Source organism: Isoptericola sp. NPDC057559 (genome assembly GCF_042801555.1).
GTDB lineage: Bacteria > Actinomycetota > Actinomycetes > Actinomycetales > Cellulomonadaceae > Isoptericola.
In genome coordinates this window covers 16,032-32,552 of the sequence record NZ_JBHVFQ010000027.1, presented here as the reverse complement: position 1 = coordinate 32,552, position 16,521 = coordinate 16,032, and the positions used below count along the sequence as shown (strand labels likewise).

Sequence of the window (16,521 nt, the reverse complement as noted above, 5' to 3'; positions counted from 1 at the left end):
GGCGTCAGACGAGCCGCGTCAGATGAGCAGCGTCGGCTTGATCTCGACGAGCCGGCCCAGGAGGCCGTTGACGAACGACGGCGAGTCGTCGGTCGAGAGCTGGCCGGCCAGGTCGACCGCCTCGTCCACCGCGACGGCGTCCGGGACGTCGTCGTTGTAGATCAGCTCCCACGTGCCGATGCGCAGCAGCGCACGGTCGACCGCGGGCATCCGGTCCACGGACCACCCCTGGGAGTAGGTGGCCAGCAGCTCGTCGATGCGCTCGCGGTGCGCGACCACGCCCTCGACCAGGTCCACCGTGTACTGCGGCACGGCCGCCTCGGTGTGCGGCTCGATCACGCGGTCCGCGACGAGCACCTGCGGGTCCAGCCCGCGCTGCTCGGCCTCGAAGAGGATGTCGACGGCGCGCTTGCGCGCCTTGGTGCGTGCACCCATGTCAGCAGGCGCCCGTCAGTCGTTCACGCGGCCGAGGTACGACCCGTCACGCGTGTCGACCTTGACCTTGGTGCCCTGCTCGAGGAACAGCGGGACCTGGATCTCCGCGCCCGTCTCGAGGGTGGCCGGCTTGGTGCCGCCGGTGGAGCGGTCGCCCTGCAGGCCCGGCTCCGTGTAGGTGATCTCCAGGACCACGGACGACGGCAGCTCGACGTACAGCGGGGTGCCGTCGTTCGAGGCGACCATGATGTTCATGCCCTCGAGCATGTAGTTGCTCGCGTCGCCGACGGTGGCGGCCTGCACCGTGATCTGGTCGTACGTGTCCGTGTCCATGAAGACGTAGTCGGCGCCGTCCATGTACAGGTACTGGAAGTCCCGGCGGTCCACGTTCGCGGTCTCGATCTTGGTGCCCGCGTTGAAGGTCTTGTCGACGACCTTGCCGGAGAGGACGTTCTTCATCTTCGTCCGGACGAACGCGCCACCCTTGCCCGGCTTGACGTGCTGGAACTCGATGATCGACCAGAGCTGACCGTCGATGCGGAGCACGGTGCCGTTCTTGATGTCGTTGGAGGTAGCCACGTTCTTGATCGTCCTCGGGGTCGGGGTACGGAGCAGATGTCGACGTTCGGGGCCGCAAAGGGCCCAGAGCATTCTACAGCGAGACGAGCACGGCGTGTCCGGCGATGCCGAGCGCCGCCGACCAGGCCAGGGAGGCGAGCGTACCGACCACGAACCGCTCGCTCGCGACCGGGTGCTCGCGCAGCTCGGAGAACCGCCCGAGCCCCTTCACCGCGACGACCACGGCGACACCCTCCGGGTAGCCGGCGAGCAGCGCCCCGGTGACGCTCAGCCGCTCGAGCAGCCCGATCCAGGTGCCGCCGCGCAGCACGGCGACCGCCTCGGCGGCCGCCTGCGGCTCGCGCTCGGCGTGCCGCAGCACCCACGGCACCAGCCAGGCGCCGCCGCCCACGCTCGCCCCGAGCGCCACCAGCCAGACCGCGACGCTCGCGGCCACCATCGCGAAGCTCACCGCTCGCGCCCCTCCTCCGTGTCCTGCGCCAGACCCTCGTCCGGCCCGCCGCTCGCGTCCTCGTCGTCGGCCGGGTCCGCCCCGGCCGCTCGCAGCAGGCGCGCCGCCAGCGGACGGGCCGCCTGGTCCTCGGCCCACAGCGCCGCGCGCAGCCGCTGGCTCACCGCCTGCTCGCTCACGCCCAGCGCCGCCGCCGACGCGCGCTGCGGCGCCGGGCCCCGCTGCGCGACGAGCGTATCCACCGCCTCCCACCCGGCGGCGGAGCGGCGCGCGACGACGGCGCCCAGGAGGTGGAGCAGCGCCTGCGCGTCGCGGGCGATCGTGGCGTGCGGCTCCGCGTCGTCCCCCACGAGGGCGAGGGGCACGCTCCCCCGGCCGCGCCGCTTCGCGCGCTCCACCGCCTCGCGGGCGCGGACGAACGCCGGCCCGGCCGCGGCGCGCGAGGCGGCGGGCAGCGGCCGGTCGACGGCGCCCAGACCGACACCCACGGACCAGCCGCCGTCGCGCACGAGGTCGAGCACGACGTCCACGGCGAGAGCGGCCCCGTCGTCGTCGGCCGCGAGGAGGCCCTGGATCTCGTCGCCCACGGTGCGGTCGAAGGGCAGGACCAGGCCGGGCCGACCGGCGACCCGGGACGCCACCAGGGCCAGCGCCTCGGGCACCCGGTCACCCGCGCCGGTGCTGCCCCGCTGGTCCGCCGTCACCACGATCATGGCTCAAGGCTAGGACCTGTATCGATAGCTATCAAGCCCGTGTGCTTGTTCGATCTCTAGCGCTCAGACTTGAGCGTGCTCACTTCAGGCCTGGAGCTTGTGCACCAGCGCCGACAGCGCGAGCCGGTAGGAGTCGAACCCGAAGCCCGCGACCGTGCCCGTCGCGATGCCCGCGACCACCGAGTAGTGACGGAACGACTCCCGCGAGGCCGGGTTCGACAGGTGCACCTCCACCAGCAGCAGGCCCGAGGACGTCACCTGCGCGGCGGCGTCGCGCAGGGCGTAGCTGTAGTGCGTGAACGCCGCCGGGTTGAGCACCACGTGCGCCCGGGCGTCGACCGCCTCGTGCAGCCAGCCGACCAGCTCCGACTCGTCGTCCGTCTGCCGCACGTCGACGGTGACGCCCAGCTCGCTCCCCCACACCGCGGCCTCGCGCTCGAGGTCCGCCATGGACGCGTGGCCGTAGATCTCCGGCTCGCGCACCCCGAGCCGACCGAGGTTGGGACCGTTGAGGACGAGGACGTGTGTCATGGCCCCGAGGGTACGGGGCGTCGCCGATCCGCGACCGCCGGGACCACCACCGCAGACCGGCCTCTCCGCGGGCCGCAGGACGGGCGCGCCTGCCAGGTCAGCCGGACGCCCGGGTCACCAGATGCATCTCGAGGACCTCGGTGCGCGGTGCGGCGCCGCCGATCATCTCCAGCGCCAGGCCCGCGGCCACCCTGCCCTCCTCCACCAGCGGCTGCGCCACCGTCGTCAGGGGCGGCGTCGCGGTGGCGGCGATGGCGTGGTCGTCGAAGCCGACGACCACGACGTCCTCGGGCACCCGCCGCCCGGCCGCGTGGAGGGCGGCGAGGGTCCCGAGGGCGATCCGGTCCGAGCCCGCGAGGATCGCGTCCACGTCGGGGTGGGCGGCGAGCAGGCGTCCCGTCGCGGTGAGCCCCGACGCGGTGTCCCAGCCGGTGTGCACGACGCGCCCCGCGTCCAGCACGGACCCGAGCACCTCCTCGTACCCGCGCAGCCGGTCGACGGTGGCGGGGTTGTCGGCGGGGCCGAGGACGGCCGCCACCCGGCTCCGCCCGGCGCCGGCCACCCGCTCGGCCGCCAGGCGCGCGCCCCGCACGTCGTCGGAGTACACCGTCGAGAACACGCCCTCGTAGGGCGAGTCGACGAGCTGACCGCACAGCACCACGGGGAGGCCGGTGGTCGCGAGCGCGTCGAGCAGGTCGCCGCCGCGGTAGGGCGTGAGGTGGACGACCGCGTCGACGGACCGCCGGGAGAAGCTCCGCAGGGCCAGGGCCCGCTCGGACTCGCTGGACGCCTGCACGATCACCGGGAGGAACCCGCTGCCCGTGAGCCCCTCCGCGATGCCCCGCAGCACGCGGCCGTACGTCGGGTCGTCGAAGAGCTCGTCGAGCGGCTCGGTCACCAGGACGCCGACCGTCTCGGCACGGCCCGTCGCGAGGGCGCGGCCGCGCGCGTTCACGACGAAGCCGGTCCGCACGATGGCCTCCTGCACGAGCCGCTTCGTCTCCGCGGTCACGAGGTCCGAGTCGTTGATCGCGCGCGAGACCGTGGCCCCGGAGACGCCGGCCTCCCGGGCCACGTCGGCGATCGTGACGGCTCGCGGGGCGCCGCGGCGGGGTCGGGGCATCGGTGGCCTTTCCGCACGGGCGAACCCGTGACCAGGACGAACGCGGGAGGGGCAGGGCTGGACGGTGCCCAGTATCGCCCAGGCGGGCGCGAGGGGCCGGCACCGCGCGGCCTCGGAGCCGGCTGACCAGCGGTGTTGACCCGTCGGAATGTAACCGGTTACATTCCGACGCATGCCCCACCAGCCCCTCGCTCCCGGGACTGCCGGCGCCTCCGGCGCCGCCGTGCACGACTGGGAGAACCCCGCGCTCACCGGCCGCCACCGTCTGCCGGCCCGCGCCTACTTCTTCGGCTACGACACGGCCGACCTCGCCGCCACCATGGACCGCCGCCGCTCGCGCGGGTTCGTGGACCTCACCGGCGCCTGGCGGTTCCGCCTCTTCGACCACCCCGGGCGTGTCCCCGCCGACGCCCTGGCGCGCCTCGACGACGACTGGGACCTGGTGCGCGTACCGCATCTGTGGCAGGTCGACGGGTACGGCCATCTGCAGTACACCGACGAGGGGTACCCCTTCCCCGTCGACCCGCCCCGCGTGCCGGCCGACGTCCCCACGGGCGTCTACCAGCGCACCGTCGAGCTGCCCCCGATCCCAGCGGGCGAGCGCACGGTGCTCCGCTTCGACGGCGTCGAGAGCTACGCGGAGGTCTACTGGGACGGCGCCTACGTCGGGATGACGAAGGGCTCACGGCTCAGCGCGGAGTTCGACGTCACCGAGGTGGCCCACGCCGGCGAGAACCACCTCGTGGTCAAGGTGCTGCAGTACTCCGACGGGACGTACCTCGAGGACCAGGACATGTGGTGGGCGTCCGGGATCTTCCGCGACTGCTACCTGCTGAGCCGGCCCGCCGCTCACCTCGCCGACTTCCACGTGCGCACCCGTCGGCTCGACGACGAGCACGCCGAGGTCACCCTGACCGCGAGCGCCGTGGGGCCGGCCGAGGTGACGTGGGAGATCCGCGACGGCGCGCGACTGGTGGCGTCCACCGTGGTGCCGCCGGGGGCGGACGCGACGCTCGTCGTCGAGGGTGCGCGCTTCTGGAACCCGGAGGCACCGTCCCTGTACGACATGCGGCTCGTGGTGCGCGGAGCGGACGGCACGGTGGAGCACGTGCCCCACCGGCTCGGGCTCGCGGAGGTGACGACCGTGGACGGGCGGCTGCTGCTCAACGGGGCGCCGTTCATGATGCACGGCGTCAACCGGCACGATCACGACGACCGGCGGGGACGTGCCGTGGGCATGGCCCGCGTCGAGCGCGACCTGCACCTGATGAAGCAGCACAACATCAACGCCGTGCGGACCGCGCACTACCCGAACGACCCGCGCTTCTACGAGCTGTGCGACCGGCTGGGCCTGCTCGTGCTCGCGGAGACCGACCTGGAGACCCACGGGTTCGCGAACGTGGGCGACCTGTCGCGCCTCACGGACGACCCGGCGTGGGAGGCCGCGTACGTCGACCGGATCGAGCGGCACGTGCTGGCGCAGCGCAACCACGCGTCGATCGTCATGTGGTCCCTCGGCAACGAGTCGGGGTACGGGCGCAACGTCCCGGCGATGTACGCCCGCTGCAAGGAGCTCGACCCGTCCCGTCCCGTGCACTACGAGGAGGACCGGGACGCCGAGGTCGTCGACGTCGTGTCGACGATGTACTCGCGCGTCTCGCAGATGAACGACCTGGGCGAGCACCCGCACCCCAAGCCCCGCATCCTGTGCGAGTACGGGCACGCGATGGGCAACGGTCCGGGCGGGCTGGCCGAGTACCAGCAGGTGTTCGAGGCGTGGGACAGCATCCAGGGCCACTTCGTGTGGGAGTGGTGCGACCACGGCCTCGTGGCGACGACGGACGACGGCCGCGAGTACCACGCGTACGGCGGCGACCACGGCGACGTCCCGAACAACGGCAGCTTCTGCATCGACGGCCTCGTCTTCCCCTGGCAGGACCCGAGCCCCGGGCTGGTCGAGTACAAGCAGGTCATCTGCCCGGTGCGGGTGGCCTGGGCGGACGGCGTGTGCACCGTGACGAACCGGCGCTGGTTCACCGACCTCGACGACGTCGTCGTCGTGCTCGAGACGCTGCACGACGGCCGGGTCGTCGGCTCGCGCACGGTGGTGCCGGGGCCGGTAGCCCCTGGCGGGTCGTGGAGCGTGGCCGTGGAGCCGGAGGTCGCCACCCACGGGGAGACGCACCTGACCGCCCGCGTGCTGTCGACCTCGGTGCACGAGTGGACCGCGCCGATGCGCGAGCTCGGGCGCTACCAGGCCGCGGTCGCGGACCGGCCGCGGCGGCGAGCGGTCGCCCCGGCGCGCGGCGGGGTCGCCGCCGAGGTGGCGGGCACGTCGCTCGTCGTCACGACCCCGTCGGCGGGCCGGTTCACGGTGGACCTGCTCACGGGGGACGTGGCGTGGCGGCTCGACGGGCGTGACCTGCTCGCGGCGCCGCCGCGGGTCGGGTTCTGGAAGCCGCTGGTGGACAACCACCAGCAGGAGGCGGACGAGCTCTGGACGCCACGGTTCCTGTCGCTGCTGCAGACCTCGACCCGGGCCGTGTCCTGGCGGGAGGTGGACGGTGCCGTCGTGGTCGAGGTCGGCGCCCGGGTGGCGCCTCCCACTCTGGACCTCGGCGTCGCGCTCGACCTGGTGTGGACGCTCGGCGCGGACGGCGCGCACCTGGCGGTGCGGGGCGAGCCCTTCGGCGGCTACCGCGACATCGTGCCGCGCGTCGGCCTGTCGTTCGCGGTGCCCGGTGACCTGCGCTCGGTGGACTGGTTCGGGCTCGGCCCGGGCGAGAACTACCCGGACTCCCGGTCGGCGGCGACGGTGGGCCGCTGGCACGACGACGTGGACGCCATGTTCACGCCCTACGTCGTGCCGCAGGACTGCGCGGGGCGCGGTGACGTGCGCTGGGTGACGTTCACGGACGCGCACGGCGACGGCCTCGCCGTCCGCGCGGCGGGCGACGAGCGTTTCGCGTTCTCGGCCTGGCCGTACTCCGCGGCGGCGATCGACGCCGCCCGCCACCGCACGGACCTCGTGCCGGAGGACCGGGTGACCGTGAACGTGGACCACCGCGTCCTCGGCCTCGGGTCGAACTCGTGGGGCAGCGAGGTGCTGGATTCCTACCGGGTGCGCCTGGAGCCGTTCCGGTTCGAGCTCGACCTGCGCCCCGTGGCCGCGGCGGCGCCCCACCACGACGAAGGGATCGGATCGTGAGGGTCTTCCGCGACCACGCCCACCTCCAGGAGGTCCTCGGCGGCGTGCCCAAGTGGGACCGCACGCTGCAGGCGCTGCGGGCCGACCGCGGCCTGGCGGGCGTCATGTACTCGGTGGGCGACTCGCTCACCTCGATGCGGGAGCGGACCCCCGCGCTCGCCACGGACGGCCTCGTCGCGCGGCGCCGCTATCTCGTCGCGCTCTCCCCCGTGGACGGGGACGCCTCCGTCGAGGTCGCCCCCGTGGCGGGGCTCGAGGTCGCCGCACCCTACAGCGACCTCAGCGACCGCGAGCTCCTCCGCGGCCCGGGCGAGCGCCGGACGGTGCCGCGCGGCGCCGTCCTCGTCGTCGGGCCCGGGGAGGCGGTCCGCGTGCTGCCCTCCCCCGACGTCACCGCGGTCGTCGCCCACGTGACGGTCGAGGGTGCGACCTTCCACAACAAGTAGCCGACCACCACCCGCCCCACAGCAAGGGAACGTTCAATGACGAATCGCCGGTCGATCGGCGCGGTGATCCTGTTCAGCATGGTCATCGCGGCGGTCTTCAACTTCCGCAACGTGGTCAACAACTACGTGTCGATCGGGACGCTCGCCGCCCCGATCTTCCTGGTCGCCACGATCCTGTACTTCGTGCCGTTCACGCTCGTGATCGCCGAGATGGTCAGCCTCAACCGCCGCTCGGAGTCGGGCGTCTACCAGTGGGTCAAGTCGTCCCTGGGCGGGCGGTGGGCGTTCTTCACGGCGTTCTGCTACTGGTTCGTGAACCTCTTCTACTTCATCTCGCTGCTGCCGATCGTGCTCGTGTACGCGGGCTACATGATCCTGGGCTCCGAGTGGGCGATCCAGCCGTGGCTCATCGCGGTGCTGTCGGTGGTGATCTTCCTCGTGGCCACGTGGGTCTCGACGAAGGGCGCGCGCTGGATCGGCAGCGTCACGTCGTTCGGCTCGACGCTCATGCTGGTCATGGCGCTGCTGTTCGTCGTGGCCGGCGTCGGCGCCCTGCTCGGGGGCATCACCCCCGCCAACGACCTGTCCCCCGGTGCGATGCGCCTGGACCCGGGCTCCGGGATCACCGCGTGGGCGTTCCTCGGCACGCTGGCATGGATCATCCAGGGCGTGGGCGGCGCGGAGTCGATCGGCGTGTACCTCAACGACCTCAAGGGCGGGGTGCGGGCGTTCGTGCGCACGATCGTCGTGTCCGGGATCGCGATCGGCCTGCTGTACTCGCTCGGCACGTGGCTGATGGGCGTGTTCGTCGAGAAGGACAGCGTGTCCTACAGCAACGGCATCTTCGTGACGATGCAGGCGGCGGCGGGGTACTTCGGCCTGCCGGGCGACGCGGTGGTGCGGGCGGTCGGGTTGATCATGCTGGTCGCGACCCTGGGCGGCCTGCTGATCTGGACGTCGGCGCCGGTGAAGATCTTCTTCTCGGAGATCCCGTCGGGGATCTTCGGCCGCCGGGTGGTGGCGCTCAACGAGCAGGGCGTGCCGGTGGCAGGCGCGTGGATCCAGTTCGCGATCGTGGTGCCGCTGCTGCTGATCCCGACCCTGGGCGCCGGCAGCTCGATCGACGACCTGCTGCGCATCGTGACGAACATGACGGCGGCCACCGCGCTGCTCCCGCCTGCCCTGATCCTCATCGCCTACCTGGTGCTGCGTGCCCGGTTCGAGGGGGCCGTGCGCGAGTTCCGGTTCGGCTCGCGGGGCGTGGGCCTGGCGATGTCCGTGTTCCTGCTGGCGGTGTTCGCCGTCGCGTTCGTGGCGTCGACGTTCCCGGAGGGGCAGGCCCTGTGGCTCACGCTGGCGTACAACGTCGGTGGGGTGGTCGTGTTCCTCGGCGCGGCGCTGCTCTGGTACGAGCGCTACGTGCGCCGGCTGCGCGCCGCGTCGCCGGCCGAGGCGGAGGCGGAGCTCACGCCGACGGCGCCCCTGCGCTCGGCGGAGAACGTGGCCGAGCTGGCGGAGGCGGCCCGGGTCACCTCGGCGTAGCCGCGGCTCCCGCCGGCCCGTCCGCGGCCGTCGTCCCGGTCAGGGCGTTCCTCGCCCGGGGGCGGCGGCCGCGTCGTCGACGAGGGACGGGTCGTCGGCGACGCCGTCCACCAGCAGCCGGCGGGGGCCCGGCCCGTCGTCGCCGAGCGCGTCGTGCGGGTTGGCCAGCACGCAGCGGCTGAGGGACAGGCACCCGCACCCGATGCAGTCGGTGAGGTCGTCGCGCAGGTGCTCCAGCTGCTCGATGCGGGCGTCGAGGTCGCTGCGCCACGCCTTGGACAGCCGCTCCCAGTCGCGCACGTTCGGGGCGCGGTCCGCGGGCAGCGTGTCGAGCGCCGCACCGATGCGCGCGAGAGGGATGCCGACGCGCTGCGACACCCGGATGAAGGCCACGCGGCGCAGCACGTCGCGGCGGTAGCGACGCTGGTTGCCCGCCGTGCGGCGGCTCGCGATGAGGCCCCGCCGCTCGTAGAAGTGCAGCGCGGACACCGCCACCCCACTGCGGGCGGACACCTCCCCGACGGTCAGCTCCACGTGGTCCCACGGGACCTTCTCGGCGACCTGCTCCGGCACGCTCGCACCCCCGGCCCTCTCCCCTGCCTCTGCACTGTTGACCTCAACCATAGTTCAGGTCCGAGCATGGGCGCATGGACGCCATCCGCCACCACGCCTACGGCCCGCCCGAGACCCTCGTCCTCGAGCAGGTCCCCGACCCCGCCCCCGGGCCCGGCCAGGTCCTCGTCGCCGCGCAGGCCCACGGCGTGCACCTCCTGGACACCACCCTGCGCCGCGGCGAGGCCTCCGGGCCGCTCCCCCTGCCGCAGCTGCCCGCGATCCCCGGACGGGAGGTGGCGGGCACCGTCGTCGGCGTCGGCCCGGGCGTCGACGGCTCCTGGCTCGGGGCCCGCGTGGCCGCCCACCTCGGCGCCACCCCCGACGGCGGCGGCTACGCACGCCTCGCCGTCGCCCCGGAGGCGACCCTGCACCGCCTGCCCGACCGGCTCGGCCTCGCCGAGGCCATCGCCATGATCGGCACCGGCCGGATGGCGCTCATGACCCTCGAGGTCGCCGAGATCGGCGCCGAGGACGTCGTGGTCGTCACGGGTGCGGCCGGCGGGCTCGGCTCGCTGTTCGTCCAGTCCGCCGTGGCGGCGGGCGCCCGCGTCGTCGCCCTGGCCGGCGGCCCCCGCAAGGTCCGCGCCGTCCGCGGCCTCGTGCCCGACGCCGGCCGGCAGGTCGCCGTCCTCGACGTCCTCGACCCCGCCTGGCCCGACCACGCACGCGCCGCGCTCGACCGGCTCGGCGCTCCCGCCGCGACCGTCGTGCTCGACGGCGTCGGCGGCGACACCGCCCGCGACGCCTCCGCCCTCCTGTCGGCGGGCGGACGGCTCGTCGTGTTCGGCTGGGCCACGGGGCAGCCCAACCCGGTGGCCGCGAGCGCCGTCACCCCGGCCGGGGACCCCGTCGAGGTGCGCCCCGTCGTCGGGCCGGGTGCCCCGGCGTTCGGCGACCTGCGGACCTACCAGCGCGCCGCGCTCGAGCGGGCGGCGACCGGCGAGTGGCGCGTGCTCACCCACCGCGTCGCGTTCGCGGAGGCCGCGCGGGCGCACCGCGAGCTGGAGGAGCGCCGCACGGTGGGCAAGGTCGTCCTCGGGTGAGCGCCGCGCTGCTCGGCCCCCGCGCGCAGCGCACCGTCCTCGCCGGGATGGTGGCGTACGTGGCGCTCGGCGCGTTCGAGGCGCTCGCCGTGGCCACCGCGATGCCCACCGTGGCCGCCGAGCTCGACGGGCTGCGGCTGTACACCCTCGCGTTCGCGGCGGGCTCGGCCGCGAGCGTGGCGGGCATGATCGTCGCCGGCCGCTGGACCGACCGCCGGGGCCCGACGCCGCCCTTGTGGACGGGGATCTCGCTGTTCCTCGCCGGCCTGCTCGTCGCGGGGCTGGCGCCGAGCATGCCGGTGCTCCTGGCCGGCCGCGCCCTGCAGGGCGCGGGCAGCGGTCTCGAGGGGGTCGCGCTGTTCGTCCTGGTGGCGCGCGTGTTCCCCGAGGAGCGGCGCCCGAAGGTCTTCGCGTGGTTCGCCGCGGCCTGGGTGGTGCCGGGCGTGGTGGGCCCGCTCCTCGCCGGCGCGATGACGCAGTACCTCGGGTGGCGGTGGGTGTTCCTCGCCGTGCCCCTGCTGGCCGTGCCCGCCCTGCTCGCGCTGCGGCCCGCGCTCGCCGCCGCGCGCCGGGCCGCCCCGGCCGCCGACGTCGGTCGGGACGCGGCGTCGTGGCGGGACGTGGTGGGGCAGGTGCTGCGGGGCGCCCGCGGCCTGGGCACGGTCGTGCCGGTGCGGGCGCTCGTGGCCGCCGCGTTCGTGGGCGCGCAGGTGCTGCTGCCGCTGGCGCTCGTCCGCGAGCGCGGGCTCGCACCGGCGTTCGCCGGCGCCGTCCTCACGCTGCACGTGCTCGGGTGGTCCGCCGGGTCGTGGGCGCGCGGGCGCGGGCTGGGCGGGCTGTCGCACGCGGGGTTCCTCCGGGTCGGCGGCGCGTCCCTCGCGCTCGGGACGGCGGGCGTCGCGATGCTGGTCGCCCCGGGGGTTCCGCTCGTCGCCGCCGCGGCGCCCTGGGTGCTGAGCGGGCTCGGGATGGGCCTGATGTTCCCCACCCTCAACCTGCTCGTCCTCGAGCTCGCGCCCCCGTCGGCGCAGGGCGTGTCGATGTCGGTGCTCCAGGTGGCCGACGCGGCCGCGTCCGCCCTCGCCCTCACCGGCACCGGGGCACTGCTGTGGGCCCTGCACGACCGCGTCGGCGCGGGGGCCTACGCCGTCTGCCTGGCGCTCGCCGCGACGCTCGCGCTCGCGGCGACCGCGCTGGCCGGCCGCACGCGGCCCGTCGCCTCCCGAGACCGGGCCGGCGCCGTCACGAATTCCCTCGCCGCGCCGTCACGTCTGAGGGATGCTGCCCGATGAGGATGCCGGGCGCGCGCGGTCAACCACCGTGCACGCCCCTCCGGCGACCGCCGGCACCACCCCGCGACGATCGCCCACAGCACGACCATCAGCACCACCCCGCACGTCCGCAGCACCGGGCCGCCGCGGCGACCCGGACACCCACCGTCTGCCCGGGAGCCCTGATGTCCACGCCCTCGAATCCCCCCACGTCCCCCGCCGGCCTGTCCGCCGCCGACCTCCGCGCCGTCCTCGGCGGCGGCTCCGCCGTGGTCGCGCCCCCCGACGACGGGTACACCGCCGCCCGGGCGATCGAGCCCGGCGGGGTGGAGCACCGGCCCGCCGCGATCGTGCGGCCCACCGACACCGCCGCCGTCGCCGCCGCGGTGCGCTTCGCGCGCGACGCCGGCGCGGAGGTGTCGGTCCGCTCCGGCGGCCACTCCGTGTACGGCCTCGGCACGGGCGACGGCGCCCTCACCCTCGACCTGCGAGGCCTGGACGGCCTCGAGCTGGACGTCGAGGGCCGCACCGCCTGGGCGGGCGGCGGGATCACCGCCGGCGCCTACTCCGTCGCGGCGGGCGAGCACGGCCTCGCCACCCCGTTCGGCGACACCGGGACGGTGGGCGTCGGCGGGATCACGCTCGGCGGCGGCGTCGGGCTGCTGTCCCGTTCCCTCGGCATGACGATCGACAGCCTCCTCGGCGCGGAGGTCGTCACCGCCGACGGCGAGGTGGTCCGCACCGACGCCGAGCACGAGCCCGACCTGTTCTGGGCGCTGCGCGGCGGCGGCGGCAACTTCGGCGTCGTGACGCGGTTCCGGTTCGCGCTGCACGAGGTGTCGCAGGTGGTGGGCGGCGTGCTGCTCCTGCCCGCCACGCCCGAGAGCGTCGCCGGGGTGCTCGCGGCCGCCGACGCCGCGCCGGCCGGGCTGACCGCGATCGTCATGGTGATGCCCGCGCCCCCGATGCCCATGATCCCCGCCGAGTGGCACGGGCGGCTGGTCGTGATGGCGAACGTCTGCTGGTCGGGGGCGCCCGAGGCCGCCGACGACGCCCTCGCTCCCCTGCGCGACGTCGCGGCCCGGGCCGGCGGCGCCCTGCTGGACGGCGTGCGCCCGGCGTCCTACCCCAGCCTGCTCGAGGGCGGACCGGCGGGCGGCCCCGCCGTGGCGACGGGCCGCACGTTCTTCGCGGACGGCGTCGACGAGGCCGCGGCCGCGCACCTGCTCGGCGAGCTCCAGGCGTCCGACGCCATGATGCGCGCCGCGCAGCTGCGCGTCCTCGGCGGCGCCGTGGCCGACGTCCCCGCGGACGCCACCGCGTACGCCCACCGGCAGGCGCGGCTGGTCGGCAACGTCGCCGCCGTCGCCCCCGACGCGGCCACCGCGCGCGGCTACAGGCCGTGGGTCGACGCGCTCGCCGACCGCCTGCGCCAGGCCGACGGCGCCTACGTGAACTTCACCCTCGACGGCGGCCTCGACACCGCGCGCGCCGCCTACCCGGGCGCCACGTGGGACCGGCTCCGCGACGTGAAGCGGCGCTACGACCCGCAGAACCTGTTCCGCGGCAACGTCAACGTGCCACCGGCCTGAGCCCGACGGGCTCAGCGGGCGCGGGCGTCGATCTCGTCCCGTCGGGCGAGCACGAGGCGGTCGACGACGTCGTCCGGCAGCGGCGCGTCCGGCTGGAACGAGACGGAGCCCTTCGTGGTGCGGAACGCGCCGAGGTCGCCCGCGAGCGCCGCGACCACGTCCGGGCTGAACGGGTAGAGGCCGACGTGCGTGCGCGTGACCATGGCGCTGACGAGCGGGCTGCCGCGGTAGCGCAGCGCCGGCATGCCGTAGCTGCGCCCCTCCTCGACGTCGGGCACGAGCGCGCGGGCCCGCTGGTACACCCGGGCCACGGCGTCGCGCTCCGGGCCGGACAGCGTGGTCAGGTAGTCCTCGACGTCTCCCATGGGCCCATGCTGCGGTGCCTGGCCCGGCGCCGCACCCGGTCAGGGGCGCGGCCTGTCACGTCGCGCCGCGCCGCGCCGTCGAGGGTACGGGGACGGAACGCCCGTCCCGGGAAGGATGGGCGGCATGCCCCGCACGGACAGCTCCCCGCGACGACGCACCGGACGCCCCACCACCGCCACGGCGGACCTCGAGGACCTGCGGCGGGTCGCCTTCGGCGCCGCGTACCGGATGCTCGGCAGCGTGACCGAGGCCGAGGACGTGGCGCAGGACACGCTGCTGCGGATCGCGCCCGCGGGGACGGTGGACGCCGAGGTGCTCAACCCCGCCGCGTACACGACCACGGTGGCGACGCGGATCGCGCTGGACGTGCTGCGCTCGGCGCGGGTGCGGCGCGAGGCGTACGTGGGCGAGTGGGTGCCCGAGCCGCTCGTGGGCGACCTCGTGGCCGCCGGCTCGGCGGGCCGGGAGGCCGCCGCGCACGCGGAGCTCGCCGACGACCTGTCCACGGCGTTCCTCGTGCTGCTGGAGACCCTCACCCCGGCCGAGCGGGCCGCCTTCCTGCTGCACGACGTGTTCGGCTACCCGCACCGCGAGTCCGCGCAGGTGATCGGCACCACGGAGCTCGCGGCCCGGCAGCTCGCGTCGCGGGCGCGGCGGCGCGTGGCGGCCCGGCAGGACGACGTCGCCGAGGGCCGGGCGGGACGGTCCGACCCGCACGCCGAGGAGCTGGTGCGCCGGTTCATCGCGGCGACCGAGCTGGGCGACGTCGACGCCCTGGTGGAGCTGCTCGCCGACGACGTGGCGCTCACCGGGGACGGCGGCGGCAAGGTGCCCGTCGGGCTCGCCGTCTCGCGCCCGGTGTCGGGGAACGTGGCCGTGGCGCGGCTGCTGTCCGGCTTCGCCAAGCGCGGTGCGCCGGCACGCCTGGAGGCGGCCGTCGTCAACGGCGGTCCGGGGATGGTCGCCTACGCCGACGACACGGTGGGCGGCGGCGTCATCGGCGTGTACGCGCTGCAGGTCTCCGGCGGGCGCATCACGACGATCCATGGCGTGATCAACCCCGAGAAGCTGCGGCACCTGGCGCCCCTGGCCGACCTCGACGCGGTGGCCGCCGAGATCAGGGGCGCGGTGCAGCGGCGCCGCGGCGCGCACGCTCCGGACGGCCCACCGTCACCTTGAGCATGAGCACCAGGCCCACGAGGATCACCAGCACGATGCCGAGGGTGCCCCAGATGGTCGCGCCCGTGACCGCGATGAGGATCGTCCACATCGACGGGGCGAGGAACGACACCGCCCGCCCCGTCGTCGCGTAGAGCCCGAAGATCTCCGACTCGCGGCCGGCGGGCGCCACCCGGGCCAGCAGCGACCGGGAGGCGGCCTGCGCCGGGCCGACGAAGCAGGTCAGCGCCAGGCCGGCCACCCAGAACACCACCGAGCCGAACGGGTGCAGGGCGACGACCACCAGACCGCACACGACGAGCCCGGCGAGGGATCCGATGATCACCGCGCGCGGCCCGAACCGGTCGTCGAGACGCCCGGAGGCGATCGTACTCAGCCCGGCGAGGAGGTTGGCGGCGATGCCGAACGCGATCACCGCGTCGGGGCTGAAGCGGAAGGAGATCGCCGCGATGATCGCGCCGAACGTGAACACGGCGGACAGTCCGTCGCGGTAGACGGCGCTGGCGAGCAGGAACCAGAACGTCGGCCGCTCGTGGCGGTAGAGGGCGACCACGTCGCGCACCAGCACCACGTAGCCGGCGAAGAACCCGACGCGCGGGCGGTCGCCGGCGGGCGGCGCCTCCGGCACGTAGCGAAACAAGGGCCACGCGAAGGCCACGGCCCACACGGCGCACCCGAGGGCGATGACCCGGTAGGCGAGCCCGTCGTCCGTGGGCATGCCCCAGAAGTCGAACCCCCTGGCGACGACGACCAGCACCAGGGCGACGATCCCGCCCAGGTACCCGAGCCCCCACCCGAGGCCGGACACCCGGCCCACGGTGGCGCGCGTGGAGACCTGCACGAGCATCGCGTTGTAGTTCACGCCCGCGATCTCGCTCGCGACGCTGCCGAGGGACACGAGCGCGGCGCCCAGCACGAACCACACCGGGTCGGCGCGGACGGCGAACAGCGCGGCCATGCTCAGCACCATCACCGACGTCGCGCCGCCGACCCACGCCTTGCGCCGCCCCTCGACGTCCGCGCGCCGGCCGAGCACGGGCGCCAGCAGCGCGACGAGGATCCCGCCGATCGTGATCCACAGCCCGAGGCCGCTGCTCAGCCCCGCGAGCGCCCGCTCGCGCACGGGGTCGCCCTCGGGCAGCACCGCCACCTCCGGCTGCAGGAACGCGTCGCTCGTGAGGTACAGCGCGGTGAAGACGAACGTGACGATCACCGTGTTGAACGGCTGGGTGGCCCAGTCCCACATCGCCCACGACACGACCTGGCGGCGCGGCACCGGCGGCGCGACGACGCCCGGGCCGCCCGCGGTCGCGTCGTGCAGGTCGCCGTGCAGGTCGCCGTGCGGGGGCTCGTGCGGGGCTCGGCGGGTGTCGGCGCTGGTCCCGGGGTCCGGCGCGGCGGGCTGGTCGCTCATGAGGCGCAGTCTG

The 16,521-nt window shown here is 74.9% G+C and carries 16 protein-coding genes; 7 read left to right on the top strand and 9 right to left on the bottom strand.

The features are described from left to right. Window positions 1–18 precede the first annotated feature (18 nt). From nusB to ACFU5J_RS18635, 6 genes are all read right to left on the bottom strand, one after another. The gene (gene nusB / locus ACFU5J_RS18660) at window positions 19–435 is read right to left on the bottom strand and encodes a transcription antitermination factor NusB (RefSeq protein WP_430575719.1); all 417 of its coding nucleotides are present in this window, start codon (window positions 433–435) and stop codon (window positions 19–21) included. 15 nt (window positions 436–450) lie between these two features. Then, on the bottom strand, window positions 451–1,014 hold the full coding sequence (gene efp / locus ACFU5J_RS18655; RefSeq protein WP_430575720.1) for an elongation factor P: 564 nt from the start codon (window positions 1,012–1,014) through the stop codon (window positions 451–453). A gap of 73 nt (window positions 1,015–1,087) precedes the next feature. Next, entirely contained in the window at window positions 1,088–1,465 is a 378-nt protein-coding gene (locus tag ACFU5J_RS18650; protein WP_430579718.1) for a hypothetical protein, read from the bottom strand. Beyond that, on the bottom strand, window positions 1,462–2,178 hold the full coding sequence (locus ACFU5J_RS18645) for a hypothetical protein (protein WP_430575722.1): 717 nt from the start codon (window positions 2,176–2,178) through the stop codon (window positions 1,462–1,464). The genes ACFU5J_RS18650 and ACFU5J_RS18645 overlap by 4 nt, the downstream gene beginning before the upstream one ends. Window positions 2,179–2,262: 84 nt before the next feature. Beyond that, on the bottom strand, window positions 2,263–2,709 hold the full coding sequence (locus ACFU5J_RS18640) for a type II 3-dehydroquinate dehydratase (RefSeq protein WP_430575723.1): 447 nt from the start codon (window positions 2,707–2,709) through the stop codon (window positions 2,263–2,265). Window positions 2,710–2,806: 97 nt separating this feature from the next. After that, window positions 2,807–3,832: a LacI family DNA-binding transcriptional regulator gene (locus ACFU5J_RS18635; protein WP_430575724.1), complete on the bottom strand. Its 1,026-nt coding sequence runs from the start codon at window positions 3,830–3,832 to the stop codon at window positions 2,807–2,809. A 172-nt stretch (window positions 3,833–4,004) separates the two neighbouring features. Here ACFU5J_RS18635 and ACFU5J_RS18630 point away from each other — a divergent pair, with 172 nt between their 5' ends. From ACFU5J_RS18630 to ACFU5J_RS18620, 3 genes are read left to right on the top strand one after another with little or no spacing between them, the layout of a single operon-like run. Then, entirely contained in the window at window positions 4,005–7,040 is a 3,036-nt protein-coding gene (locus tag ACFU5J_RS18630) for a glycoside hydrolase family 2 TIM barrel-domain containing protein (protein ID WP_430579717.1), read from the top strand. Next, window positions 7,037–7,486 (top strand): hypothetical protein, encoded by a 450-nt coding sequence (locus ACFU5J_RS18625; RefSeq protein WP_430575726.1) that lies wholly within the window; start codon window positions 7,037–7,039, stop codon window positions 7,484–7,486. The genes ACFU5J_RS18630 and ACFU5J_RS18625 overlap by 4 nt, the downstream gene beginning before the upstream one ends. A 36-nt stretch (window positions 7,487–7,522) precedes the next feature. Continuing rightward, window positions 7,523–9,028, top strand: a complete 1,506-nt coding sequence (locus ACFU5J_RS18620) for an amino acid permease (RefSeq protein ID WP_430579716.1) — start codon at window positions 7,523–7,525, stop codon at window positions 9,026–9,028. Window positions 9,029–9,067: 39 nt separating this feature from the next. Here the strand turns inward: ACFU5J_RS18620 and soxR are convergent, their stop codons facing one another. Beyond that, window positions 9,068–9,601, bottom strand: a complete 534-nt coding sequence (gene soxR / locus ACFU5J_RS18615; RefSeq protein ID WP_430579715.1) for a redox-sensitive transcriptional activator SoxR — start codon at window positions 9,599–9,601, stop codon at window positions 9,068–9,070. A 74-nt stretch (window positions 9,602–9,675) separates the two neighbouring features. On the opposite strand from soxR, the gene ACFU5J_RS18610 reads away from it, so the two are divergent. From ACFU5J_RS18610 to ACFU5J_RS18600, 3 genes are all read left to right on the top strand, one after another. Further along, the gene (locus ACFU5J_RS18610; RefSeq protein ID WP_430579714.1) at window positions 9,676–10,686 is read left to right on the top strand and encodes an alcohol dehydrogenase catalytic domain-containing protein; all 1,011 of its coding nucleotides are present in this window, start codon (window positions 9,676–9,678) and stop codon (window positions 10,684–10,686) included. Next, window positions 10,683–11,978: an MFS transporter gene (locus ACFU5J_RS18605; protein WP_430579713.1), complete on the top strand. Its 1,296-nt coding sequence runs from the start codon at window positions 10,683–10,685 to the stop codon at window positions 11,976–11,978. Before ACFU5J_RS18610 ends, ACFU5J_RS18605 begins: the two co-directional genes overlap by 4 nt. Before the next feature lie 164 nt (window positions 11,979–12,142). Next, window positions 12,143–13,549: an FAD-binding oxidoreductase gene (locus ACFU5J_RS18600; protein WP_430579712.1), complete on the top strand. Its 1,407-nt coding sequence runs from the start codon at window positions 12,143–12,145 to the stop codon at window positions 13,547–13,549. A gap of 11 nt (window positions 13,550–13,560) precedes the next feature. On the opposite strand, the gene ACFU5J_RS18595 is transcribed toward ACFU5J_RS18600, so the two are convergent. Continuing rightward, entirely contained in the window at window positions 13,561–13,914 is a 354-nt protein-coding gene (locus ACFU5J_RS18595; RefSeq protein WP_430575732.1) for an iron chaperone, read from the bottom strand. Between the two features lie 124 nt (window positions 13,915–14,038). Between ACFU5J_RS18595 and sigJ the strand changes: the two genes are divergently transcribed. After that, complete coding sequence (gene sigJ / locus ACFU5J_RS18590) at window positions 14,039–15,094, top strand: RNA polymerase sigma factor SigJ (RefSeq protein ID WP_430579711.1); 1,056 nt, start codon at window positions 14,039–14,041, stop codon at window positions 15,092–15,094. On the opposite strand, the gene ACFU5J_RS18585 is transcribed toward sigJ, so the two are convergent. Continuing rightward, window positions 15,033–16,508: an MFS transporter gene (locus ACFU5J_RS18585; RefSeq protein WP_430579710.1), complete on the bottom strand. Its 1,476-nt coding sequence runs from the start codon at window positions 16,506–16,508 to the stop codon at window positions 15,033–15,035. The genes sigJ and ACFU5J_RS18585 overlap by 62 nt on opposite strands. Window positions 16,509–16,521 lie beyond the last annotated feature (13 nt).